Here is a 23,143-nt window from a genome sequence, read left to right on the forward strand (position 1 = left end):
GCGGCAGATTCCATGGCTTGCCGGCCACTGGCCGCAGGGTTAGGGTGGGAATGCATGAGCGCGCGCCACTGTGCCGGCGGGTTCAACATCATCTGGACATCGGGACACGATACGGCCAGGGCCTTGCGGGTGCGAATGGAAAATACAGATGACTGACCACAAAATCAGAGTCTTGCTGGTGGATGATCACAGCATCGTGCGCAACGGCGTGCGACGCATGCTGGAGACTGCCGGCGAGATCGACGTAACGGGTGAAGCAGAGACGGCACAAGAAGCAATGCTCCGGGTCCGGGAGCAAGACTTCGACGTGGCGCTGGTGGATATTCAGCTGCCCGACAAGACCGGCCTGCAACTCCTCAAGCTCATGCGTGCAGAGAAACCCAAGCTCGCCATTCTGATGTTGAGCATGCATTCGGTCGAGGCCTATGCGTTACGCGCAATCAAGCACGGCGCAGCGGGATACCTCACCAAGGATATTTCCGCAGCCACCCTGGTTGCGGCAGTTCGCAAGGTGGCCTCAGGCGGCAAGCACGTCAGTCCTGAACTGGCAGAAAAACTAGTCAACGCTATCGGCAGAGGCGACGCGGCACCCCACGAAGCGCTATCCGACCGGGAACTTGAAGTACTGAAGCTCCTCGCTGCAGGCGAGAGAATTGTCCGCATCGCTCAGATACTGCACTTGAGCCCGAGTACCGTCACGACCTACCGGGCACGCATCCTGGAAAAAACAGGGATGGACAGCAACGCGAAACTGGCCCGCTATGCACTCGAAAACGGCCTGTTAACTTAGAATTCCCTGCCATTCGACACTACCGAGGTACTCAATCGTTTTCGGCATCCTTCACTATTGAATCGTTCTGATAGAACTTCAGGTGCGGTTTAACAAACTGTGCAGGAATGATGCGCAGCACATGCCCGGCTTCGCCGAAGCGTCGCCTGTTTCAGCCTGCTTGTAGTGGAATCACTACAAGCTCTTGGCCGATATCGCCACAAAGAAGTCCTGCTAACGTCGATAGTGGGGGCGGTTCCACTTGAGCATACTGAGCTCTCTGCAAGATTTCGTCCGCTGAATGAAGTTGTCTTTGTCAGCGTCTTGCACTGCGATGTCAAAAAAGAGAGGTCAAGTCATGCAGGTCACCAACACAGAACCATTGACTGCACTGATACCAACCAGAGACTCAGGCCCTTTGCGCCTGTTTGTCATTGAGGACTCGAACGTCGTGCGAGCGCTGTGGCGCACGCTGTCACCGCGGATTGCGGGCCTGTCACTTGCCGGGGCATTCCACCGTTCATCGACCGCCATCGCCGCCATCCGGCGTGAACCACCCGATGTCGTCTTGCTGGACGTCAACCTCGGCGACGGTAATGGCATGGAAGTATTGCGTGTGGTTGCAGCCGAGTATCCGCTGACAAAAGTCATCGTGGTCAGCAATCGCGCTGGTCCGAGACATTGGAAGTACTTTACAAAAGCGGGAGCCTACGCCTCCTACGACAAGGTCCATGAACTTGCCGCCATGTGCCGCATGCTGGAGCGTTTAGCCAAGTCCCTGTTACCAGCCGCTCGAACCTTCTCACCTGCTTCAGGCTATGTATCAGGGCAAATTGCACGAGTCAGAAAAGATTCTGGAATAGATATTCGCAAGTTGAGCGCGTAGTGCGCGCTGCATTCATATTGAGTCAATGTTCTAACTGGAGGACATCATGATGATAGGTTATTGGTTGTGTGCGTTGCTGTGGGGTGTGGTGGTGCTGGAAGAGATCCAAAGCATGCCCCTTCAAGAATGGAAAGACGAGGGTCTGAAAAAGGTTCTGTTGTTGCGCCGGACTAGAACCCGGACCGGTTACTTTTTGGCGTTGATCGCGGGTGCCTTGTGCCTTTATAGCGAAATCGTGGTGGCGCCGGTCGATCAGAACATTTTCAATCCGGAGCTGATACTTGCCGTATGTGGTGTTCTTTGGGGTGCCTATCTTTCCGTAGTCAGCATCAAGGGCAAGCGATAGATGCCTGTCTCCATGACTACTGCGGGTCATTGACATTTCACTATCGTCGGCCGGCAGGGAAACTCCCTCCGGTCAGGCGCTCACCTCAACATTTGAACAGCCGCAGCCTCGTTGGCAGCGGCTTCAGTTCACTGATTCCAGGTAAGTCCGCATAGGTGGCGATTCGGGGCTGGCAGCAAACTTCGAAGCACGTCTGCGCGACTTCTTCGGCCATGTGCATTAGCCGTTCTCCAATCCCCTGACCACGCATCGACTTTTTTGGGCGCGTCAGCCGACGTGACCGGTCACCTGGGCGCATAGCCTTGTCAGCTGTTCGGCCAGATCGATCACGCGGCGTGGTGCGTCGGGCCGCAGGTGCAGCGCGATTTCCAGTGCTGCCAGCTCGGCGAAGGACTCGGCCACGCCCAACCGTCGGTGGCCGGGCAGTGCAAGTCGCGAGGGGAGCACGCTGACGCCGAGTCCATCGGCGACGGCTGAACGGACGCTCGCGAGGCTCGCGCTGCTGTAGCCGATGCGCCAGCGTCGGCCGGCGCTCTCGAGCGCGTGGATCATCTCATCGCGGTACAAGCCGCCGACCGGAAACACCACCAGTGGCAACGGGTCGCGCTCGTAAGTCGGCTGGCTGAGGCTGTCGAACCAGGCGAGCGGTTCGGGCCAGGCGGCGTGCCCGACAAACTGCCCCGGGCGCTGTTTGATCAGCACCAAGTCGTAGTCGCCTGCACAAAACTGTTGCCATAGCGTGTTGCTGAGCCCACTGCTTATCTCAAGTCTTATCGCCGGGTGCGCGCGTGCGAAGGCGCCAAGCGTCGGCGTCAGCAAGTCTGACGCGAAGTCTTCTGGCACGCCGATGTGCACCTCGCCCTGTGCGTGGCCCTTGCGTAAATCCTCCACCACCTCTTCCATCAACCCCAGGAGCCGGCGCGCATAGCCGAGCAGGCGCTCGCCATCCTCGGTGGTGCCGACGTAGCGCCCGCTGCGGTTGACCAGCTCGCAGCCAAGTTGCTCCTCGAGTCGCTTCAACTGTTGGCTGATGGTCGACTGGCTCAGGTGCACGCGCTCACCGGCGCGGGTGAAGCTGCCGCTCTCTACCACCGCGACGAAACTCTTGAGCAGCAACGGATCGATCAGCGTTGAAGTCATTTGTTTTCCCACTAATTGTCATTCGAACATTTCATTTCCGAATGATAGCACCTGCTCTTAATCTTTAAGAACAGCCGCTGATGCGGCCTGTTGACCAGAATCCCCCTAGGTAAATGTGATGACCAGTGACGTGACGCTAATGCAGGAGCCGAGTCTGCACCCGCACCGGCGGGAAAGGCGGGAGCGGTGGGAAAGAAGTGTGCGCCATGACTGACCGCGGATCGGCTTGCATCGTTACGGGTGTGTCGCGCGCGGGTGAGGTGTCACTGGTCGCGTTGGTGCTTTTGGTGCTACTGGGCCTCAATTTGCGTCCATTCCTGACTTCGGTAGGGCCGGTGCTCGACCTGGTGCGTGCCGACATTGGCCTCGATTTTCGCGCCGCCGCGATGCTGACCACCTTGCCCTTCGTGCTGATGGGCCTGATTGCCTTCATTGGCATCGGTGTCGCACGTCGTTTCGGCGAAAGGCGGGCGCTGGCCGGCGCATTGTTGCTCTTGATGCTCGGTTGCGCGTCACGCGCCGTGGTCAAGGACGGAGCGCAGTTGATCATTGGCGCCGGAATCGCCGGCACCGGCGTGGCTGTGATCCAGGCCCTGATACCGGGTGTCGCCAAACGCTGGTTTCCTGAACGGATAGCGATGGTGATGGGGCTCTATTCGGCGGCATTGGTCGGCGGCGGAGCGCTGGGCTCGCTGGCAAGCACCTGGCTGAATCCGTATGGCGGCTGGAGGCTAGGGCTCTCCATTTGGGCATTGCCAGCGCTTGCCGTGTTCTTGCTGTGGCTGGTGTGCGCGCCACGCACTCTGCCGATAGCCGCTGGCGGACCTGCACCGGTCAAAACCGGCAGCTTCTTCAGCAATCGCCGTGCGTGGCAGTTGGCCGCCTACTTTGGACTCACCAACAGCGGCTACTCAAGTCTGGTGGCCTGGCTGCCGTCCTTCTACCAGCAGCAGAACATGGGGCTGCAGGCCTCGGGCAATTTGCTCGCGTGGTTGGCGATGTTCCAGGCGACGGCGGCGTTCGCGATGCCGATGCTCGCCCGCCGCAGCATTGACCGGCGCGCTGCCTTGTGGCTGACGATAGCACTGCAGGCCACGGGTTTCGCCGGCTTTGCGCTTGCCCCCAACGCAGCGCCGTGGTTGTGGGTCGCACTGGCAGGGTTCGGCCTCGGCGGGTTCTTTTCGCTCAGCCTGATTGTCAGCCTCGACCACTTGTCCGGCGCGCAAGCGGCCGGCACCTTGGCGGCCTTCGTTCAGGGTATCGGTTTCTTGCTCGCATCGAGTGCTCCCTGGTTGATCGGCTGGCTGCGCGACTCCGGCGGGAGTTTCATCACTGGCTGGTGGTTGCACATCGGGGTGCTCGCCGCGATGGCGGTGCTGACAGTCAAGTTCTCCCCGGCGAGCTACCGATACAGCATGCAAGCGTTGTGACCGAGGTTAAAAAATACAAAAAATCTAAACAGAACTGGCCACTTTTAAACCCCAGTACCACTGTGCCTACGGAGATTGATATGAAGAAGTTAGCAGTTTCAGTTGTTCTCGCCTTGGCCGCCAGCGGCGTATACGCGAAAGACTTGCAAGTCATTCGCTTCGGCGTTGACCCCACTTACGCCCCGTTCGAGTCGAAGGCGCCCGATGGCACGCTCGTGGGCTTCGATATCGATCTTGGCAACGCGATCTGCGAAAAGCTGAAGGTCAAATGTGTATGGGTCGAGAACTCCTTCGACGGCATCATCCCGGCGCTGAAAGCCAAGAAGTTCGACGGCATTCTTTCTTCCATGAGCGTGACCGAGAAACGTCAGGCGCAGATCGCCTTTTCCGACAAGATCAGTAATGTCCTGCCGCGTCTCCTTGCGAAAAAAGGCTCGGATCTCCTGCCAACGCCCGAATCCCTTCAAGGCAAGCGGATAGGGATCGAGCAGGGCTCCACGTCGGAAACCTATGCTCGGGCTTATTGGGCGCCCAAGGGCGTCACTGTCATGACTTACCAGAACCAGGACATGGTTTACCAGGATCTGATGGCCGGCCGCCTGGATGCAGCGCTGCAGTCGTCGGTCCAGGCCGACCTGGGCTTTCTGAAAACCGCGAACGGACGTGATTTCGCCTTTGCCGGCCCGGAGTTGCGCGACCCGAAAACCCTGGGCGTGGGTGCGGGCATTGGTTTGCGCAAGGAAGACAATGAACTGCGCGAACAGATCAATGGTGCGCTTGCCGAGATCATCAAGGACGGAACTTACCAGACGATCTCCGATAAATACTTCTCCTTTGATGTGTACAACTGATTGATTGCAAGTTGCGGGCAGTCAGCATTCAAAAACAAGAACAACACAACTGAACAAGATAGGCAGCATCGGCTGGACTATCGAACTCAAGGAGAATGCAATGTCCTTGGTAGACTATGGGCCGCTGATCGCAAGTGGCACCTGGATGACACTGAAGCTGGCCATGTTATCGCTGCTGACCGCAGTACTGATTGGTCTGGCAGGCGCCAGTTCCAAGTTGTCAGGCAATCGGTGGCTGCGCAATGTCGCCACCCTCTATACCACGCTGATACGCAGTGTTCCGGATCTGGTGACCATGCTGTTGCTGTTCTACAGCATTCAGATCGTCCTCAATCAGGTCACCGAAGGGCTGGGAATTGATCAGATCGATATCGATCCCTTTCTTGCCGGTGTTGCGACGCTGGGGTTTATCTACGGCGCCTACTTTACCGAAACCTTTCGCGGTGCTTTCCAGGCGGTTCCGCGCGGCCAGACAGAGGCAGCCATGGCTTATGGCCTGAGCCCATGGCAGGCGTTCTATCGGATTCTGTTCCCGCAAATGATGCGTTTTGCCTTGCCTGGAATTGCCAACAATTGGCAGGTCATGATCAAGGCGACCGCGCTGGTGTCCATCATCGGTCTGTCCGATATCGTCAGGGCCACCCAGGATGCCGGGAAGAGCTCCATGCAGCTGTTTTACTTCACTGTGATCGGTGCGCTGATTTACCTGGTCATTACCACGGTCTCGAACGGCGTCTTGATGTGGCTTAAGCATCATTACTCTGTCGGCGTTCGGGAGGCTCAACTGTGATCGACATCATCCAGGAATACTGGCAAGCGTATTTGTGGTCGGACGGTGCCAACTTTTCCGGCCTGGCAATCACCTTGTGGCTGCTGGTGCTGTCGATCGCGATCGGATTCGTACTGTCGGTGCCGCTGGCCGTGGCTCGCGTGTCAAGAAACCGGTTTATCCGGATTCCGGTCTGGTTTTACACCTATGTGTTTCGTGGCACGCCGCTTTATATACAACTGTTGATCATCTACACCGGTGTCTACAGCCTGAGCGTAGTGCGTGAGCACGAGTTCCTCGACATGTTCTTTCGCGAGGGCTTCAACTGCACGGTGCTGGCGTTCGCGCTCAATACCTGTGCCTACACCACGGAAGTCTTCGCGGGCGCGATCAGGTCGGTGCCCTACGGCGAGGTCGAGGCGGCCCGCGCCTTCGGCATGTCCAGGTTCACCCTGTACCGCCGCATCATCCTGCCCTCTGCGCTGCGTCGTGCACTGCCGTACTACAGCAACGAGGTGATCATGATGCTGCATTCGACCTCGGTGGCCTTTACCGCCACGGTACCCGACCTGCTGAAGGTCGCCCGCGACGTCAACTCGGCGACCTACGCGTCGTTCGAGGCTTTCTTCATCGCTGCACTGTTGTACGCGGTGATTGCGCTGTCGCTTGTCTGGCTATTTCGTCGCGGTGAAACCCGCTGGCTGGCCTTCCTGAAACCCCAGGCCGCCTGAAGGCCGCATACGCAGGGTCAAAACAATGTACAAACTGACCGTAGACGATCTGTACAAGAACTATGGCAACCACGAGGTGCTCAAGGGCGTGTCGATCAAGGCCAAGGCTGGCGACGTGATCAGCATCATCGGCTCCTCGGGTTCCGGCAAGAGCACCTTCTTGCGTTGCATCAACTTCCTCGAGCAGCCGTGCGCCGGGCGAATTACGGTGAACGCCGAGGAAATCCGCACCGAGAAGGATAAGAACGGTGGGCTGCGCGTGGCCAACCAGAAGCAGCTGCAAAGCATGCGCACCAAGCTGTCCATGGTGTTTCAGCACTTCAACCTGTGGGCGCACATGTCAGTGCTGGAAAACGTTATCGAGGCGCCGATGCATGCGCTCGGCCTCAGCCGCGATGAGGCGGTGGCCCGCGCACGCAAGTACCTGGCCAAAGTCGGCCTGCCGGCCAGCATGGAGGCAAAGTACCCCTCGCACCTGTCCGGCGGCCAGCAGCAGCGTGTGGCGATCGCCCGGGCCTTGGCGATGGAACCGCAAGTGATGTTGTTCGACGAGCCGACCTCGGCGCTCGACCCCGAACTGGTCGGCGAGGTGCTGAAGGTGATGCAGGCCCTGGCCGAAGAGGGGCGGACCATGGTGGTGGTGACGCACGAGATGGCCTTTGCCCGCGAGGTGTCCAACCACGTGATCTTCCTGCACCAGGGCAAAATCGAGGAAGAAGGCCACCCGGAGCAACTGTTCAAGCACACCAAAAGTGAGCGCCTCAAGCAGTTCCTTGCCGGCAACTTGAAGTAGCTCTTCTGGTGATTCAGTAAACAGTGCCCCTGTTGGCTATCCGGCGACAGGGGCTTGTTCGAAAGTGATGAGGTTCCAATGATCCAATCGTTCTGGTTGCGTAATGTCCGCCCCTATGGCGGCGAAATTGAAGACATACAGATTGTTGACGGTCGTATCGGCGATCGTCAGCCAGCCAGCGGCAATCCAGTCGCTGAGCCTGACCTTGACGGGCAAGGTCAGTTACTCGTTCCGTCGCTGGTGGAAAGCCACATCCATCTGGACAAGACCCTGTGGGGCCAACCATGGCGGCCCCACAGTGCAGGCCCGACGCTTAAAGCGCGCATCGCCAATGAGCGGCAGATCCTGCGCGAGCTCGAATCACCCATTGCAGAGCGGGCGGGTGCCCTGCTGGAGCAATGCATCGCTCGCGGCTCGCTGATGTTGCGCTGTCATGTGGACGCCGATCCCGAATTGGGTATCAAGCATGTGCAAGCCATGCTGGAGCTGCGCGAGCGCTACGCCGACCTGGTTGATATCGAGTTCGTCACCTTCCCTCAGGTTGGCCTGGTCAACCGCCCCGGGGTCGAGGCATTGATGCGAGAAGCCCTGGAGCTGGGCGTCGAGGTAGTAGGGGGGTTGGACCCCTGCGGCATAGACAATGATCCCATTGCACACCTCACGATTCTGTTCGAGCTCGCGGACAGGTTTGACCGCGGTATCGATATCCACCTGCATGACGGTGGTGAGCTGGGGCTCTGGCAAATTGCTCGCATCATTGATTTCACCGAGCGCTATCAGCGTCAGGGGCGAGTCATGATCAGCCATGCCTTTTGCCTGGGCATGAAAAGCTGGGCCCAGGTGCTGCCGTTGGCTGAACGCCTGGCGGCCAACCGGATTTCACTAATGACCACGGCGCCATCCGATATCGCTATACCACCCTTTACTGAACTGCTCTCTGCGGGGGTGAACGTCTGCCTCGGTTCGGATGGCATTCGGGACGCATGGACCCCGATGGGCAATGGCGACATGCTTGAACGCGCGATGCTGCTCGCATTGCGCTGTGGCATGAGAACCGACCCTGAAATCTGCACGGCGTTCGAAGCCGCTGCCGGCAATGGCGCCCGGGCACTTGGGCGAACTGATTACGGATTGGCGACGGGGCAGGCAGCCAACTTGTTGTTGTTGCCTGCGCAGACACTGAGTGAAGCCGTCGTGGCGCGTCCGCTGGCGCGGACAGTGATCAGTCGCGGAGTCGTCGTGGCGAAAAACGGCAGCCTGCTGCGGAGCCGCCTGTGACTCAAAATAATCTCGACAAAGTAGACCTGTTGATCGAGCACGGCGTGGTCATCACCGTGGACGAGCAACGGCGCGTCATCAACGACGGTGCCGTGGCCGTGCTCGGCAACCGCATCGTAGCGGTGGGGCGCACGGATGAGCTGCGGGCTCGCTTCACTGCTGAAAAAGTCATCGATGCACGCAACAAGGCGGTGCTCCCCGGCTTGATCGACAGCCACGCCCATGCCGGCCACGCCATGCTGAAAACCATCGGCGGCGGGGAGGGCGATGCCTGGATGGAGGCTTGCCAGACCATCTACACCTCGGCCTCCGGAGTCGAGTTCTGGGAGGTCGAGGCCAGGTTGTCGGCGCTGGAACGGCTCAAATGCGGCACCACCACCGGCGTGTCGCTATTGGGCGGAGGCGATTCGATCATGCGGGTCGACGACCCGGTGTACGCGCAACGCCACGCCCAGGCTATCGCCGAAGTCGGTACCCGCTCGGTGGTGGCCGTCGGGCCGTCGCGGCCTCCAGCGCCGCACACTTACCTGGACTGGTCGACCGAACCACCCACTCGGCGCGACGTCAATTTCGAGACCATGTTCGAGGTCTGCGAAGAAATCGCCAGGAGCTGCGACGGCATGGGGGACGGCCGGGTGCGCATTGCCATCACGTTGCCGGTGTATGCGCCACAATACGAACCCGGCCATCGGCAGCTGGCGCCTCTGTTCCGCCAGCAAGCCCAGGATTACCTGGCTCTGGCCCACCGCTATGGCCTTACGTTCACCCAGGATGGCCACCGCGCCGGTACGCTGGCGCTGGCCCACCGCGAACTGGGCCTGCTCGGCCCGACATTCTTCATGTCGCACTGCATTGACCTGACCCCGGAAGACATCGCCCTGTGCCACGAGACACAGACCAAGATCGTGCACAACCCGAGCGCCATCATGTCGATCCTGGGTCGTTGCCCGGTACCGGAACTGATCGAGGCCAATGTCACCGTCGCCCTCGGCTCCGACGGCGCCGCCCCGGACCGCGGTTACGACATGTTCCGCCACATGTTCCAGTGCATGCACTACCACCGCCGCCATTTCCGCGACCCGGACATCCTGCCGCAGGGCAAAGTGCTGGAAATGGTCACTATCGACGCTGCCAGGGCTCTGTCGATGGAACACGAGATCGGCTCGCTGGAAGTCGGCAAGAAAGCCGACATCATTCTGATCGACCTGTTCAAACCGCACCTGATGCCGATGAACATGCCGGTCCACCGTATCACTTGCTTCGCCAACGGCGCGGACGTGTGTACCACCATCGTCGATGGCAGGATCCTGATGGAAGACTACGTCGTACACACCGTCGACGAGGCTGCTGTGCTGGCCGCGGTGCAAGAGGAGTCGGAGCGCATGCTGGACCGTAGTGGCTTGCGCCATCTGACAGAGGAATCGAAAAACCTCTGGCGGGCGGCACGGTATTACGCGGCAGGTTGAGTAACACGACCGGAAATGCCGGAACGAGCGGAACTGGTTGCAGCCTGTCAGAAAGGCAGCAACCGACCCGGGCTGTGTGAAAACGGTTTTGAGCGCGACAGGTACTCAAAATCGGACTGGAAATCGTGTTTCTACGCGAAATCCACATCTGCTGCTGCCGGTGGTGACCGCTATCTGTCGGATATGGATTTGGCGGATCCGACAAGTCAGTAGACCAGACTACCCTTGGTAGGCAACGGCGCAGGCGCTGCCAAAGGTACATACGTCTTCGACATGCGGTTTTATCCATTCACCAGACTCTCAGGTTTTTTACCTTGGGTAATCTGCTCGTACATCCGGACCCTGCGGTGATTGCGCGCGTAACCGCCCATCGCCGATACGGTGCCGCTTTGAATGTGATCCAGGTAGCGGAACATTTTTCGCGGTGAAATGAAACGTACCTGGTAGCCCTGGGCAGTCATTCGATCCTGCAGCTCATACCCCGGATTGCGTTTATCCATTTGAAAGTGAAAGCCGTGTTGTTTGATGAGTGCCACATTCCACAACGTGCAAAAGCTCTTCAGGTGGACCTCTCGATACGGCTTGGGCGCTCTTGCCTGAACGCCGAGCGCCAACAGACTCCGTCGGGCGTAGTGCTTGCAAAAACGTGAGGCCAGGCGCCAGGCCGAGCGAATGACGCCCCGATCCAGTTGCTCCAGGCATCCGACGGCGGCCACTTCGCGCTGTCCGCTGCATTGGTCGATCATCATGGCGAACACCGCCGGATCGTAAATGAAGGTGTCGGTGTGCAACAGAAACAGATAGTCGGTTTCAACCTGTGCCAAAGCGAGATCCAGAGCGCGGCCATGAGCAATGTTTCCCGCTTCGGGGGCTGTGTGCTTGCGTTCTATCAGTTCAATCCAGTCCAGCGTGCGCAAGTACTCGCTGCTCGCATCGTCAGAGTGATTATCCACCACAATTACCGGAACACCTGTCCCGCGCAGAGCCTCCTGCAAAAGCGTGAGACAGGTCTTGGTCAGATCAAGTGTTTTGTAGTTAACCAACACAATGCTGAAGTTGGCTGTGGTGGGTAGTGGAAGGGGCATAATTTGTGAAACCTCGATCATTTAACCGATATTGCGCAAGACGCTCTTAACGTCGACAGGACGTATGCACAGTCAATTCGAGCGCGAGACGTCATCGGAGGAGGTGTTCTGGTTGCTGGCAGTGGCTGTAGCCGTGGCAGACCCTGACTGTTGAAGCGTGGTCATGGCGGTTGCCCTTGCCGCGTCCATTTTGGCCATCACGGTATCGCCACCGCCTTCGGCCATTGCGGCGACAGAGGCAGTCATCAAGGTCACAATCAAAAGGGCTTTAAGGTTGTTCATGAGTGTTCTCCAGTAGTGAGTTGAGCCAACACACTGTTTGTTGGCTTGGACTCATCTTGACGCTCACGGCCTTTCGCCCTGTTCTCCGCAAAATGAACTTTTCGACAGGTTGTTGGCGGGGTGGGATTTCTTGTGGGGCAAGAAGGGATACATACGGCGGCAGGTTTAGTCCTGTTGCGGTGCGCGGCTCTCTGCACCCGTCTTGCCATCAAAACGAGCGCAGGGGCAGGCCCAGTTTCAGGCTGATCAGATAAGGCCAGGGGACGCAGATGTGCCCGCCAACGCCGGCTTGCCAAGCAGGTCGATCCGACAGCCAGGCACCGCATCACTGACGGTCAGTTTCAAGTCGTGTAAGCGCGCAACGGCTGAGACCATGCTCAACCCCAGGCCATTGCCCGGGGTGTGCCGGCTCGATTCGGCACGGTAAAGTCGGCGCAACACCGCTTCGCGTTCCGCCTGAGCGATGCCGGGGCCGTTGTCCGCGACGCGAATCCCGACAGTGCCGTGATCAGCGATCACCGACAGACTCACGCGGCTATGATCGGGACAAAATTTGATGGCATTGTCCAGCAAGTTGCAGATCGCATCGAATAGCAGTTGTGCGTCCCCTGAAATGATCGCGGGTGACTGGCTTTCGTTGAGCGTGAGGCTGATGCCGCGTTCCTCGGCCAGCGGCTCATACAGCTCGGCGGCATCGGCACTGATCAGGTTGAGGTCCAGCGACGCGAAGTGACTGCGCCGGGCGCTGTTTTCAATTTCCGAGATGCGCAGCAAGGCCTTGAACGTCAGCAGCAAGGCTTTGGCTTCGTTCAACGCCGCATCGATGCTGGCGGCGTATTGAGCTTCATCCAGGCCGCGCCGCTGGGTGCGCTCAAGGCCGGCGATCAGACGGGTCAGCGGGGTGCGTAGGTCATGGGCAATGTCATCGCACACGCCCTTGACCTCGCTCATCAAGCGCTCCAGTTCATCGAGCATGCCGTTGACCACCGAGGCGAGGCGGTCGATGTCGTCGTTGGTGCCCTGGATCGGCAGCCTGCCGGTCAAGTCGCCTTCGATAATGCCCTTGATCGAGCGACTGACCTTGTCCAGTCGCCGGTGGGCCGAATAGCCCAGCGCCACTGCACCAAACAAGCCGACCACCAGCAGCAGCACACCACCGGAAACCAGAGCCCTGATCAGCAGTTCGTCGAATTCGCGTATGTCGTGGATGTCCTGGGCCACCAGCAAGGTCTTGCCGTCGGCCAGGCGATGGGTAATGAAGCGTATCGGGCGCTGGTGACCGTTGGCCTTGCGCCAATCGAACTCCTGAGGTTTGTCGTAGGCGGAGAAGGGTGGCAACTGCTGGATGGCCCCGGCAATGAACCGGCCTTGTGCGTCGAACAGGCTATGGGGCAGGCGCGCTTCGGTATCCTGCACGGCGTGATTGCGGATTTCCCTGAGTTGCAACTCCGGGTCCTGTGCACTGCGGTTTTCTACCTGGCGATACAGCGCGGTATCGGCTTCGGTTTTCAGGTAGAACGCCGTTTGCCAATAGACGTAGCCGAACAGCGCCAGGAACGAACAGCCGAACAGCCCGAGAAACAGCAGGCCGGTGCGAAAACTGATGGTGCGCGGGATTTCACTCAGGCGAACGGAGGACATAACCGGCTCCACGAATGGTATGGATCATCGACGGCTCATCTTCGCCGTCAATCTTGCGCCGCAAGCGGCCCATGTGGACTTCGATGACGTTGGTGCGCTCGTCGTAGGCGTAGTTCCACACCGCTTCGAACAGCATGGTGCGCGTGACCACTTGCCCGGCATGGCGCATCAGGTGCTCAAGCAGCGCGTACTCACGGGGGACCAGATCAATGAACCGGTCACCACGTCGCACCGTGCGGCTTAGCAGATCGACGTCCAGATTGCCGACGCGCAAACGTGTTTCCCGAGCCTCGGCGACCGGTTCGGCGCGGCGGCGATTCAAGGCCTCCAGCCGCGCGGTCAGCTCGATGAATTCGAAGGGCTTGGTCAGATAATCATCACCGCCCGCGCGCAGGCCGCGAACCCGTTCATCCAGCGCGCTCAAGGCGCTGAGGATCAACACCGGGGTGCTGACACTCGCGGCGCGCAAGGCGGTGAGCACGCCGAGCCCATCGAGGCCGCCGGGCAGCATGCGGTCCAGGACGATCAGGTCGAACGGCTCACTCAAGGCTTTGAGCAAACCTTCACGACCGTTGTGGACGCAGCTCACGGTGAAGCCGTGGTCACACAGCGCCGCTTCAATTTCGCGGCAGGTAGGCAAGTCGTCCTCGACGACCAGAACATGGGTCATGGCAGTTGAACCGCTCACATAATCGGGCAGAGGTGGCATAGTGTGACAAAGCCTGCGGCCGTGCCACGTTCCCGTCAGGTAAATAAAAGTTTAGGTAGGATTTCTGGAGACGGTGCCTTGCGCATTCTTGTGGTTGAAGATGATGCCCAGACCGCTGCGTACCTGCTACGCGGGTTGAGCGAAAGCGGTCACGTCGTCGATATCGCCAGCGATGGCAACAGTGGGCTGGGCATGGCCTTGGAACAAATCCATGATGTGCTGATCGTCGACCGCCGTTTGCCCGGTCTCGACGGTATTGGCCTGATCAAGGCCGTGCGAGCGCAACGGTTGCGGGTGCCGATCCTGATGCTCAGTGCGCAGGCGTCCACCACTGACAAGGTTGAAGGCCTGCAGGCCGGTTGCGATGATTATCTGGCCAAGCCTTACGCGTTCGTCGAAGTGTTGGCGCGGCTCGACGCCTTGCTGCGCGGGCGCGAGCAAACGACGGGGCCAGCGCGACAATTGGAAGTCGGCGAACTGCAACTTGACTGCGCCACGCGCACCGCGGTGCGTCAAGGCCGGGTCATTGCCTTGCAGCATCGCGAGGCGTTGCTGCTGGAGAAACTCATGCGCCACAGCGGGCAGGTGGTGACCCGCGACATGCTGCTCGACAGCGCCTGGGACTACGCCTTCGACCCCAACGACAACGTCATCGATAAACATATCCATCGCTTGCGGCGCAAACTCGATGAAGGTTTCGACTATTCGCTGATCAAGACCATTCCCGGTGCCGGCTACAGCTTTCAGGTGACGCCCGGCCAAGGCTAAACAAAAGTTTATCTGCCGACGAACGCTCTGGCAGGCACCCCTCGCTATCTTCGCTGCATTCGTGGATCGCTCCACAGAGGCATTAGCGGGGGATAGCTTGCCCATGTCGGTTTCAACCTTGGCGGCGCGCTCCAGGCGCGGTGCGTGTTTTTCAACCGTTTCGTTGGCCTTGCTCGGCGCGCTTATGCTCGGCGGCTGCTCGATGGTGCCGCAATACAAGCAACCCGAGTTGCCCCTGGCGCAACAGTTCAATGGCCCGGCAGACAGCCCGGCGGCCCAGGGCGGGCAGTGGTGGCGCGAGTTTCACAGCGCCGAGCTCGACGCTTTGATCGCCCGTGGCCTGGCCTCCAACTACACCCTCAAAGCGGCGGTCAGCCGGATCGATGAAGCCCGTGCCTCGGCGCAAGTGGCGGGCGCGGCGCAATATCTGGCGCTGAATTTGGGCGGTAATTTCCAGCGCCAGAACAATTACGGCACCACGGAAAAACGCAGCGTGTTTGCCGAAGCGACTTATGAAATCGACTTCTGGGGCAAACAACGTGCGGCTGCTGACTCCGCCGATGCTTTAGCCAACGCGACGGTGTTTGATGCGCTGACGCTGCGCATGAGCCTGGGCGCGAGCATCGCCGACCGCTACTTCGAAGTGCTGTCTCTGGAAGATCGGATGCGTCTGGCCCAATCCATTGCCGACGATGCGAAGCAGGTGCTGGACCTGGTACAGGTCCAGGCCAGTCAGGGTTCGGTATCAAATCTTGAAGTCGAGCAGCAGCGCAATGCCCTGCAGACCTTTGAAGCAGCGGTGCCGCCTCTGCGTCAGCAACGGGATCTGGCACTGTATCAATTGGCGGTTTTGGTGGGCGCACAGCCCGAAGGCTTTCACTTGCAGGGTGATGGCTTGAAAACCCTGCAAGTGCCACAACCGGCAACCGGCATGCCGATTGGCCTGCTGCGTCAGCGCCCGGACATCCAGGCCGCTGAAGCACGGCTCAAATCCGCCAACTTCGACGTAGGCGTCGCCCGCGCGGCGTTTCTGCCCAATCTGTCTCTGGACCTGCTGGGCGGCGTCGATACGCTCGCCGGCGGCCAGGTCTGGAGCACCATCGGCACTCTCAGCCAACCGCTGTTTGCCGGTGGCCAGCTCAAGGGGCAGTTGCATTTCGATCAGGCTCACGTTCAGGAACTGACGTCGAGTTACCGTGAATCGATCATTGAAGCACTGCAAGACGTTGAAACCCAGCTCAGTGCATCTCGCGAGCTCGACAAGAGCTACGTCTTGAATCAGTCGGCCGTAGATTCGGCCCGGGAAGCGGCGCGTCTGGCTCAGGTCCGCTACCGCCTCGGGTCCACCGACTTCCAGACCCTGTTGATCGTCGAACGCACCCAATACCAGGCCGAAGACACGCTGTTGCAAGTACGCCTCCAGCATTTGCAGGCCGCCGTCGGCCTGTTCCGGGCGCTGGGCGGGGACTTTTCGACTGACACCGTCGCTTCCAATTCTTCTGCTCAGGTGGCTCACCCATGAATGCCTTGAACCCAGGTCGTCGCGTTATTTTCGGGGGGCTGATGGCGCTCTCGCTGGCCGCTGCCATCGGCGGTTCTCAATGGATCAGGCAGGCCCATGCCGCGCCGGTGAAGGCCGATACTGGCGCCGTGCCGGTGCAGATGACCCAAGTCAGCCGCCAGGACTTGCCCGTCTGGATCAGCGCCATAGGCAATGTGCAGGCGCTCAACAGCGTGAATGTGCGGGTGAGGGTGGACGGAGAATTGCAAAAAGTCCTGTTCAATGAAGGGCAGACCGTCACCGCCGGCAGTCTGCTGGCGGTGATTGACCCACGGGTGTATCAAGCCCAGGTCGCTCAGGCCCAGGCCTTGGTGGCCAAGGATCAAGCGCAATTGGCCAATCTGAAGGTCAACCTTGATCGCGCCAGCAAACTGGCCGCCGCCAAGGCCGGTCCGACCCAGGATGTGGACACCTACCGCGCACAACTGGCTGCGCAGCAAGCCACTTTGCAGGCGGATCAAGCAGCATTGGATGCGGCGCGCCTGCAACTGGAGTTCACCCAGGTCAAGGCACCGCTGACCGGGCGCACCGGCCAGCGCCTGCTGGATGTCGGCTCCATCGCCCATGGCGCCGAAGCCACCGGGCTGGTGACGATTACTCAGATGAACCCGATTTCCGTGGCGTTCGCCGTGTCCCAGGACGATCTGGCGGAAATTCTCGAAGAGAATGCCAAAGGCGCATTGCAGGTGGTCGCGATGACTCGTGATGGCCAGCAGGAAATCGCCCGTGGCCAATTGAGTTTTATCGACAGCCAGGTGACCGCCGCCAGCGGTCAGATCCAGCTCAAGGCGCAGTTCGACAATGCCGCTGCTAAACTCTGGCCGGGCGAACTGGTGAGCGCGCGGTTGCTGGTGCAAACCCACAAGGACGTGGCCGTGGTACCGGCCGATGCTGTGCAATTGGGGCGTCAGGGCAACTTCGTCTACGTGGTGGATGCCGACCAGCGAGTGCAACCACGCCTGGTGGATGCCGCCACCGTGGTCGATGGCAAACAATGGATTCGCCAAGGTCTGGCGGCCGGTGAAACCGTGGTGGTGCAGGGCCAGTCCCGCGTCGCGCCGGGTCTGAAGGTCTCGCCGGTCAAGACCGACGCCACTGTCGATCTGGCGGAGGCAGCCCAATGAATGCGCTGGCCGGACTGATTCAACGGCGTGTAGGACTGAGTCTGTTGGCCCTCGGGGTCATGCTGCTCGGCGCTTTTGCCTACTTTCATCTACCTGTGGCACCGCTGCCGACGGTGGATTTCCCGACCATCCAGGTCACCGCCAAACTCTCGGGGGCCAGCGCCGAAACCATGGCGTCTTCAGTGGCGACCCCCTTGGAGCGCGCCTTTGCCGCCGTACCGCAAGTGACCTCGATGACCTCGTCGAGTGCGGCAGGCAAAACCCAGGTGGTGCTGCAATTCGACCTGTCGCGGGACATCGACGGTGCTGCGCAGGATGTGCAAACAGCGATCAACACCGCCACACCGAACCTGCCCAAGACCATGTCCAGCGCACCGACCTTCAACAAGGTCAATCCCGCCGAAGGTACCGTGATGTCGCTGGCCGTGACCTCCCCGGTGCGCACGTTGCCCGAGCTCGATCGCTATGCCGACAACTACATTGCCCAGCGCTTGTCCCAAATGCCCGGCGTCGGCCTGGTGGATTTTCACGGAGAGCAGAAACCGGCGGTGCGGGTGCAGATTGATCCCGATGCACTGGCCGCTCGCGGCCTGACCCTGGAGGATGTGCGCAGTGTGATCGGCGTCAGCACCCTGGATCAGCCCAAGGGCACCCTCGATGGCCAAAGCCGTTCGATCACCCTCGGTGCGACGGATCAATTGCTCGACCCGCAGCATTACCGCGATCAGGTCATCGCCTACAAGAACGGCATGCCGATCAGGCTCGGTGACCTGGGCCGGGTGATTGCCGGTGCCGAGGACACCCAGCAAGCTGCGCAATTGGGTACCGAGCCCACAGTCATCGTCGACATCCACAAACAGCCGGGTTTCAACCTGCTGTCGACCATCGCCACGATCAAGGCCAAGCTGCCCGAGCTGACCGCCTCGTTGCCGCGAGACGTGCAGGTACAGGTGGTGGGTGACCGTACCCAGACCATCGAAGCCTCGGTTAACGACATGCAGTTCACCTTGCTGCTGTCGATTGCACTGGTAGTTGTGGTGATATTTGCATTCCTGCGCAAAGCCACGGCAACGCTGATTCCCAGCCTGACCATCCCGCTGTCACTGGTGGCCACGTTCGGGGTGATGTACCTGTTGGGCTACAGCCTCGACAACCTGTCGATCATGGGCTTGGCGATTGCCGTCGGATTCGTGGTGGACGATGCCATCGTGGTCATGGAAAACATTGTCCGGCATCTGGAAATGGGCAAGTCGCGCCTGCAATCGGCGGTCGACGGCTTGCGCGAAGTGGCGTTCACCATCATCTCGATGACGGTGTCGCTGATCGCGGTGTTCCTGCCGATCCTGTTGATGTCGGGCATTGTCGGGCGATTGATGCGTGAGTTTGCGGTGACCGTCAGTGTCGCGATCATCGTGTCCGGCATCGTTTCGTTGACCATCACACCAATGCTTTGCGCCTGGTTGCTCAAGCCCCACGCAGACCAAGAGGAAGGGCGCTTTGCCCAGGCCTGCGAGCGGGTGTTCGATAGCCTGCACAACGGATATCGCCGCAGCCTGGACTGGGTGCTTGACCATCAACGCATCACCCTGGCGGTGGCCATCGCCACCTTGGCGGCGACGGCAGTGCTGTACGTCGGCATTCCCAAGGGCTTCTTCCCGCAACAGGACAATGGCTTGATCCAGGGTGTGGCCGAAGCGGCGGCGGACATTTCGCCCAGCGCGATGCGTGCGCAGGTCAACCGCGCCGCCGAGATCATTGGCCAGGACCCGGCGGTCGCGCGGGTGTACTTCTGGATCGGCCCGAACCCGACGGTCAGCCAGGGCAAGGTGATGATCAACCTCAAGCCATTCAGCGAACGCACTGCCAGCGCCGCCGACGTCATCCGTCGCCTGCAACCGGCGCTCGATACATTGTCCGGGGTCAAGGTGTTCATGCAGGCCAACCAGGACATCCAGATTGGTGGTCGGGCCAGCAAGACTCAATACCAGTACACCCTGCAAGACCCGGACAGCGTCGAACTGGATCACTGGAGCGGGGTGCTGCTGGACAAGCTCAAGACCTTGCCGCAGTTGCAGCACGTGACTTCGGACCAGCAACAAGCCATCGCCCAATCGACCCTGGTGATCGACCGTCCCACGGCCGCACGCCTGGGCGTAACGGTGCAGGCCATCGACGACGTGCTGTATGACGCCTTCGGTCAGCGGCAGATTGCGACGATGTTCACCCAGCTCGATCAGAACCACGTGATTCTGGAACTCGATCCGAGCTGGCAAACGTCCACCGCCACCCTTGAGCACTTGTTTGTCCGTGCAAGTTCCGGGACCCTGGTACCGCTGAACCTGCTGGCCAGCGTCAAGACCGAACAAGTGCCGATCATCATCAACCACCAAGGCGTATTCCCGGCCATTACCCTGTCGTTCGACCTCGCGCCCGGCCATGCCTTGAGTGAAGCGGTCACCGCGATCAATCAGGCGTCCCTGGCCGTGGCAATGCCAGACACTGTGCAGGGCAGTTTCCAGGGGACCGCCCAGGCCTTCCAGGACTCATTGAAGTCACAACCCTGGCTGATTCTGGCGGCGATCCTCACGGTCTACATTGTGCTGGGTGTGCTGTACGAGAATGCGATTCACCCGCTGACCATTATCTCGACCTTGCCTTCTGCCGGTTTCGGCGCACTGCTGGCATTGATGCTTTGCGGTCAGGACCTGTCAGTGCTGGGGATGATTGGCATCATTTTGCTGATCGGTATCGTCAAGAAGAACGCGATCATGATCGTCGATTTCACGTTGCAGGCCCAGCAGCGGGGCCTGTCGCCCCGGGAGGCGGTACGCGAAGGCTGCCTGTTGCGTTTGCGACCGATCCTCATGACTTCTTTGGCAGCTTTGTTGGGCGCGGTGCCGCTGGCGTTCGGTCATGGTGCCGGCTCCGAGTTGCGGCAACCATTGGGTATTGCGATTGTCGGTGGCCTGGCGGTGTCGCAGATTCTGACGCTCTACACCACGCCCGTGGTCTATCTGTGGTTTGAACGCCGGCGTCGAAAAACACTGCTCGACCACGCTGAGGTTACGGTTTGAAGCCCTCAACTACCCAAAAACCTCGGCAACCCGGTCGGGCTTTGGCGATTGCAGCCATCCCGACTTGTAACAACTAACCCATAGCTGCCGGTGGTGACAGGCAGAAGTCGGCCAAAAGCGGCCCTTGGTAATCTACGAATCAGGGCCCATTCAGTAACCGCGGCAAGAAAGTCGGTGTTGGTTATCAGAAGATCCCGCAGGCGGCAGCTGCGGAATAGTCAGAGCCAGCGGCGAACCTCGGCCTTGTAGCGGCGGTAGTCGTCGCCGAACTTCGCTTCGAGATAGCGCTCCTCGCGAGCGATCACCTGCCTCTGGATCACGATCAGCACCAACGGAAGCAAAGCCAAGGCGATCGCTCCGTCGAAGCCGACCGCAATGCCGGAATAGACAAGCGCCATGCCGAGATACATGGGATTGCGGGTCCACCGATAAGGGCCGGTCGTTGCGATGAGGGTCGTTGGTCGCGACGGCGGAACGTGGGTGCCCAGGCGCCGGAACAGCCCCGCCGCCGCAAGCATCGTCGCCGCGCCGGCAGCGAACAGCAGCGCGCCCGTCGCGACCAGCAACCACCGGTCGATGCCGAAAGAGCGCATGGCGACGAACCGCTCCGCCGCCAGCCCCAACAGCAACGCTCCCAGATAGATGAAGGGCGGAGGGAAGCGCACCCCCGCGCTGTCCGGTTCGACGGCCATGTTCATCTCCTCTCTATGCGCTCAAGCCAGCATCGACTGCTGGGCGAAAATACCCGCCATCGCGCCCTGCGATGATGCCTGGGTGACCGAGGGCAATATGGGCGTGGTGAGATCGCCGGCGGCGTAGATGCCGGGCGTGCTGGTTTGGCGGCGCTCGTCGACCTTGAGCACGACGCCGGTGGGCGTATCCATCGTGGCAAGGCCCAGCGATTCATGCAGGTTTGCGGACGGCTTGTTGCGCGGATGAGCAAACAGGATGTCGACCGCGACAGTGGAGCCAGTGTCGAGATTGACGGTAGCGATATGCCCCTGGTGATGGGCGATCTCGACGATCCGCCCGTCGACGACAGGTATGTTGCGGTGCGCCAGATCGGCCTGGATATCAGGCGCAATGTCGTGACCATCGGCAAAGACAGTCAACCTGTCGGTCCAATCGAGGAACAGCCTGACCTGGTTGTGCGATTGCGGGCCGGACCACACGAGGCCCCAATGCTGGCCGGCGGCTTCAAAGCCGTCGCAATAGGGGCAGGGGACGATGGACGTCCCCCAACTCTCGGCAAAGCCTGGAACATCAGGCATCTGGTCGGCGACGCCATAGCTCAGGATCACGCGGCGGGCCCTTAGGCTTTCGTGATCGTCGGTGACAACGCAGAAATCGTCGATTACGCCAGAAATTTTCTCCGCCCGGGCATTGACCAGCCTGACCGTTGGATAGCGCGCCAACTGCTGCCGCGCCGCGGCCAGGATGTCCAGCGGCGGCTTGTGATCGTGACCGAGCAGACCATGCGAATGTCCGGCAAAGCGGTTACGAGGCCGGCTGGTATCGAGAACGATAACCTTGCGACGGGCACGGCCAAGCTGCAAAGCGGCGGCGAGACCGGCAAAACTCCCGCCGATGATGATGACGTCATTCATGGTGATGGGCTCCGCTGGAGGGCAGGTTGTAACCTAGCCTTTGGATTGCACACTTAAGATACTGCATGGTATCGTATATCTTAAATTAAGATACTGTAAAGTACCAATATCATGACCGAAACCATACAGGGCCGGCGCGGCCGGCCCACCAACGAGGCGCTTGCCCAAACGATACTCGACGCCGCGAGCGAACTTTTTGTGGAATTGGGTTTTCAAGCGACGACGTTGGACAAGGTCGCCCAGCGGGCGAAGATATCCAAGCTCAGCATCTATAGGCGCTTCGAGAACAAGGAGGCGCTGTTCAGCGCAGCCATCGCGGCCGGCTGCCAGCAGTCGTTTGCACCACAGGCCCTGCTTGAAGGTGCCGAAGGTTCGGTCGAAGACCAACTTATGGCGGTGGGAACATCACTGCTGCGCACGCTGTTGAGACCAGACGTCAGCAGTATCGAAGCCATGGTCATGGCCGATAAAACGAGTCAAAACGCCCTGAGCAAGCGCCACTACGAAGCCGGCGCCGCCCATGTCATCGCCGACATCGAGGCCCTGTTGCGCCAACTTCACGCGAAGGCGCTTCTCAACGTGCCCGATCCCCTCCAAGCCGCCCGCTTGTTTGCCGCGCTCTTCAAAGGGTCCGATCTACTGATGATCGCCCGCTTCGATCAGGCGAGAGCAGAGGACGAAAACGAAATCGAATCCTATTGCCGGTCGGCCGTCGCCATGTTCATCGCCGCGCACGGTCGCAGCGACCACGCGGGTGGATAAGCATTTAATTGCTCCGGGGCAGCTTGGCACAGGCTTGGGTTTGCGCTTCAGGGTCCGCAGCGAAATCACAG

General features: G+C 60.1%; 22 protein-coding genes. 15 read left to right on the top strand and 7 right to left on the bottom strand.

The genetic code is table 11. The features are described 5' to 3' along the window. Positions 1-148 precede the first annotated feature (148 nt). From ACEN8Z_RS14160 to ACEN8Z_RS14170, 3 genes are all read left to right on the top strand, one after another. The gene (locus ACEN8Z_RS14160; RefSeq protein WP_495598051.1) at positions 149-790 is read left to right on the top strand and encodes a response regulator; all 642 of its coding nucleotides are present in this window, start codon (positions 149-151) and stop codon (positions 788-790) included. Positions 791-1,127: 337 nt separating this feature from the next. Beyond that, positions 1,128-1,655 carry a response regulator gene (locus ACEN8Z_RS14165; protein WP_495598052.1) on the top strand — a complete coding sequence of 176 codons (528 nt, stop codon included), beginning with the start codon at positions 1,128-1,130 and terminating at the stop codon, positions 1,653-1,655. A 46-nt stretch (positions 1,656-1,701) separates the two neighbouring features. Then, entirely contained in the window at positions 1,702-2,001 is a 300-nt protein-coding gene (locus tag ACEN8Z_RS14170; protein WP_495598053.1) for a hypothetical protein, read from the top strand. Positions 2,002-2,268: 267 nt separating this feature from the next. Here ACEN8Z_RS14170 and ACEN8Z_RS14175 read toward each other — a convergent pair whose 3' ends face one another. After that, a complete protein-coding gene (locus ACEN8Z_RS14175; protein ID WP_495598054.1) occupies positions 2,269-3,141 on the bottom strand; it encodes a LysR substrate-binding domain-containing protein in 873 nt (290 codons plus the stop codon). 206 nt (positions 3,142-3,347) lie between these two features. On the opposite strand from ACEN8Z_RS14175, the gene ACEN8Z_RS14180 reads away from it, so the two are divergent. The 7 genes from ACEN8Z_RS14180 to ACEN8Z_RS14210 all read left to right on the top strand — a co-directional run bounded on the left by ACEN8Z_RS14180 (position 3,348) and on the right by ACEN8Z_RS14210 (position 10,459). Next, a complete protein-coding gene (locus tag ACEN8Z_RS14180) occupies positions 3,348-4,571 on the top strand; it encodes a cyanate transporter (protein ID WP_495598055.1) in 1,224 nt (407 codons plus the stop codon). Between the two features lie 80 nt (positions 4,572-4,651). Continuing rightward, positions 4,652-5,422, top strand: a complete 771-nt coding sequence (locus ACEN8Z_RS14185; RefSeq protein WP_495598056.1) for an ABC transporter substrate-binding protein — start codon at positions 4,652-4,654, stop codon at positions 5,420-5,422. A 100-nt stretch (positions 5,423-5,522) separates the two neighbouring features. Then, on the top strand, positions 5,523-6,212 hold the full coding sequence (locus ACEN8Z_RS14190) for an ABC transporter permease (protein ID WP_495598057.1): 690 nt from the start codon (positions 5,523-5,525) through the stop codon (positions 6,210-6,212). Then, positions 6,209-6,922, top strand: coding sequence for an ABC transporter permease (locus tag ACEN8Z_RS14195; RefSeq protein WP_495598058.1), 714 nt, complete (start codon positions 6,209-6,211; stop codon positions 6,920-6,922). The genes ACEN8Z_RS14190 and ACEN8Z_RS14195 overlap by 4 nt, the downstream gene beginning before the upstream one ends. 25 nt (positions 6,923-6,947) lie before the next feature. After that, positions 6,948-7,715, top strand: a complete 768-nt coding sequence (locus ACEN8Z_RS14200) for an ABC transporter ATP-binding protein (RefSeq protein ID WP_495598059.1) — start codon at positions 6,948-6,950, stop codon at positions 7,713-7,715. A gap of 78 nt (positions 7,716-7,793) precedes the next feature. Next, a complete protein-coding gene (locus tag ACEN8Z_RS14205) occupies positions 7,794-8,993 on the top strand; it encodes an amidohydrolase family protein (RefSeq protein WP_495598060.1) in 1,200 nt (399 codons plus the stop codon). Further along, positions 8,990-10,459 (top strand): amidohydrolase family protein, encoded by a 1,470-nt coding sequence (locus ACEN8Z_RS14210; RefSeq protein WP_495598061.1) that lies wholly within the window; start codon positions 8,990-8,992, stop codon positions 10,457-10,459. Before ACEN8Z_RS14205 ends, ACEN8Z_RS14210 begins: the two co-directional genes overlap by 4 nt. Before the next feature lie 281 nt (positions 10,460-10,740). Here ACEN8Z_RS14210 and ACEN8Z_RS14215 read toward each other — a convergent pair whose 3' ends face one another. From ACEN8Z_RS14215 to ACEN8Z_RS14230, 4 genes are all read right to left on the bottom strand, one after another. Next, complete coding sequence (locus tag ACEN8Z_RS14215) at positions 10,741-11,544, bottom strand: glycosyltransferase (protein ID WP_495598062.1); 804 nt, start codon at positions 11,542-11,544, stop codon at positions 10,741-10,743. A gap of 72 nt (positions 11,545-11,616) precedes the next feature. Continuing rightward, positions 11,617-11,826: a co-regulatory protein PtrA N-terminal domain-containing protein gene (locus ACEN8Z_RS14220; protein ID WP_495598063.1), complete on the bottom strand. Its 210-nt coding sequence runs from the start codon at positions 11,824-11,826 to the stop codon at positions 11,617-11,619. Positions 11,827-12,072: 246 nt separating this feature from the next. After that, positions 12,073-13,467: a sensor histidine kinase gene (locus tag ACEN8Z_RS14225; protein WP_495598064.1), complete on the bottom strand. Its 1,395-nt coding sequence runs from the start codon at positions 13,465-13,467 to the stop codon at positions 12,073-12,075. After that, positions 13,445-14,137 carry a response regulator transcription factor gene (locus ACEN8Z_RS14230; protein WP_495598065.1) on the bottom strand — a complete coding sequence of 231 codons (693 nt, stop codon included), beginning with the start codon at positions 14,135-14,137 and terminating at the stop codon, positions 13,445-13,447. Before ACEN8Z_RS14230 ends, ACEN8Z_RS14225 begins: the two co-directional genes overlap by 23 nt. Before the next feature lie 117 nt (positions 14,138-14,254). On the opposite strand from ACEN8Z_RS14230, the gene ACEN8Z_RS14235 reads away from it, so the two are divergent. From ACEN8Z_RS14235 to ACEN8Z_RS14250, 4 genes are all read left to right on the top strand, one after another. Next, on the top strand, positions 14,255-14,944 hold the full coding sequence (locus tag ACEN8Z_RS14235) for a response regulator transcription factor (RefSeq protein WP_495598066.1): 690 nt from the start codon (positions 14,255-14,257) through the stop codon (positions 14,942-14,944). Positions 14,945-15,047: 103 nt separating this feature from the next. Further along, entirely contained in the window at positions 15,048-16,466 is a 1,419-nt protein-coding gene (locus ACEN8Z_RS14240) for an efflux transporter outer membrane subunit (protein WP_495598067.1), read from the top strand. Further along, positions 16,463-17,629: an efflux RND transporter periplasmic adaptor subunit gene (locus tag ACEN8Z_RS14245; protein WP_495598068.1), complete on the top strand. Its 1,167-nt coding sequence runs from the start codon at positions 16,463-16,465 to the stop codon at positions 17,627-17,629. Before ACEN8Z_RS14240 ends, ACEN8Z_RS14245 begins: the two co-directional genes overlap by 4 nt. Then, positions 17,626-20,703 (top strand): efflux RND transporter permease subunit, encoded by a 3,078-nt coding sequence (locus tag ACEN8Z_RS14250; protein WP_495598069.1) that lies wholly within the window; start codon positions 17,626-17,628, stop codon positions 20,701-20,703. Before ACEN8Z_RS14245 ends, ACEN8Z_RS14250 begins: the two co-directional genes overlap by 4 nt. Before the next feature lie 218 nt (positions 20,704-20,921). Here ACEN8Z_RS14250 and ACEN8Z_RS14255 read toward each other — a convergent pair whose 3' ends face one another. Together ACEN8Z_RS14255 and ACEN8Z_RS14260 are read right to left on the bottom strand one after the other, a co-directional pair. Continuing rightward, on the bottom strand, positions 20,922-21,395 hold the full coding sequence (locus ACEN8Z_RS14255; RefSeq protein WP_126045660.1) for a methyltransferase family protein: 474 nt from the start codon (positions 21,393-21,395) through the stop codon (positions 20,922-20,924). Between the two features lie 21 nt (positions 21,396-21,416). Next, on the bottom strand, positions 21,417-22,310 hold the full coding sequence (locus tag ACEN8Z_RS14260; RefSeq protein ID WP_495598070.1) for an NAD(P)/FAD-dependent oxidoreductase: 894 nt from the start codon (positions 22,308-22,310) through the stop codon (positions 21,417-21,419). 111 nt (positions 22,311-22,421) lie between these two features. Between ACEN8Z_RS14260 and ACEN8Z_RS14265 the strand changes: the two genes are divergently transcribed. Beyond that, the gene (locus tag ACEN8Z_RS14265) at positions 22,422-23,072 is read left to right on the top strand and encodes a TetR/AcrR family transcriptional regulator (protein WP_058158555.1); all 651 of its coding nucleotides are present in this window, start codon (positions 22,422-22,424) and stop codon (positions 23,070-23,072) included. Positions 23,073-23,143 lie beyond the last annotated feature (71 nt).

This window comes from Pseudomonas sp. Pseusp10 (assembly GCF_059492225.1).

Bases quoted from the DNA above. Each gene is read 5' to 3' on its own strand.
- ACEN8Z_RS14160 (WP_495598051.1), top strand. From the start codon at position 149: ATGACTGACCACAAAATCAGAGTCTTGCTGGTGGATGATCACAGCATC.
- ACEN8Z_RS14165 (WP_495598052.1), top strand. From the start codon at position 1,128: ATGCAGGTCACCAACACAGAACCATTGACTGCACTGATACCAACCAGA.
- ACEN8Z_RS14170 (WP_495598053.1), top strand. From the start codon at position 1,702: ATGATGATAGGTTATTGGTTGTGTGCGTTGCTGTGGGGTGTGGTGGTG.
- ACEN8Z_RS14175 (WP_495598054.1), bottom strand. From the start codon at position 3,141: ATGACTTCAACGCTGATCGATCCGTTGCTGCTCAAGAGTTTCGTCGCG.
- ACEN8Z_RS14180 (WP_495598055.1), top strand. From the start codon at position 3,348: ATGACTGACCGCGGATCGGCTTGCATCGTTACGGGTGTGTCGCGCGCG.
- ACEN8Z_RS14185 (WP_495598056.1), top strand. From the start codon at position 4,652: ATGAAGAAGTTAGCAGTTTCAGTTGTTCTCGCCTTGGCCGCCAGCGGC.
- ACEN8Z_RS14190 (WP_495598057.1), top strand. From the start codon at position 5,523: ATGTCCTTGGTAGACTATGGGCCGCTGATCGCAAGTGGCACCTGGATG.
- ACEN8Z_RS14200 (WP_495598059.1), top strand. From the start codon at position 6,948: ATGTACAAACTGACCGTAGACGATCTGTACAAGAACTATGGCAACCAC.
- ACEN8Z_RS14205 (WP_495598060.1), top strand. From the start codon at position 7,794: ATGATCCAATCGTTCTGGTTGCGTAATGTCCGCCCCTATGGCGGCGAA.
- ACEN8Z_RS14215 (WP_495598062.1), bottom strand. From the start codon at position 11,544: ATGCCCCTTCCACTACCCACCACAGCCAACTTCAGCATTGTGTTGGTT.
- ACEN8Z_RS14220 (WP_495598063.1), bottom strand. From the start codon at position 11,826: ATGAACAACCTTAAAGCCCTTTTGATTGTGACCTTGATGACTGCCTCT.
- ACEN8Z_RS14225 (WP_495598064.1), bottom strand. From the start codon at position 13,467: ATGTCCTCCGTTCGCCTGAGTGAAATCCCGCGCACCATCAGTTTTCGC.
- ACEN8Z_RS14230 (WP_495598065.1), bottom strand. From the start codon at position 14,137: ATGACCCATGTTCTGGTCGTCGAGGACGACTTGCCTACCTGCCGCGAA.
- ACEN8Z_RS14240 (WP_495598067.1), top strand. From the start codon at position 15,048: ATGTCGGTTTCAACCTTGGCGGCGCGCTCCAGGCGCGGTGCGTGTTTT.
- ACEN8Z_RS14245 (WP_495598068.1), top strand. From the start codon at position 16,463: ATGAATGCCTTGAACCCAGGTCGTCGCGTTATTTTCGGGGGGCTGATG.
- ACEN8Z_RS14250 (WP_495598069.1), top strand. From the start codon at position 17,626: ATGAATGCGCTGGCCGGACTGATTCAACGGCGTGTAGGACTGAGTCTG.
- ACEN8Z_RS14255 (WP_126045660.1), bottom strand. From the start codon at position 21,395: ATGGCCGTCGAACCGGACAGCGCGGGGGTGCGCTTCCCTCCGCCCTTC.
- ACEN8Z_RS14260 (WP_495598070.1), bottom strand. From the start codon at position 22,310: ATGAATGACGTCATCATCATCGGCGGGAGTTTTGCCGGTCTCGCCGCC.
- ACEN8Z_RS14265 (WP_058158555.1), top strand. From the start codon at position 22,422: ATGACCGAAACCATACAGGGCCGGCGCGGCCGGCCCACCAACGAGGCG.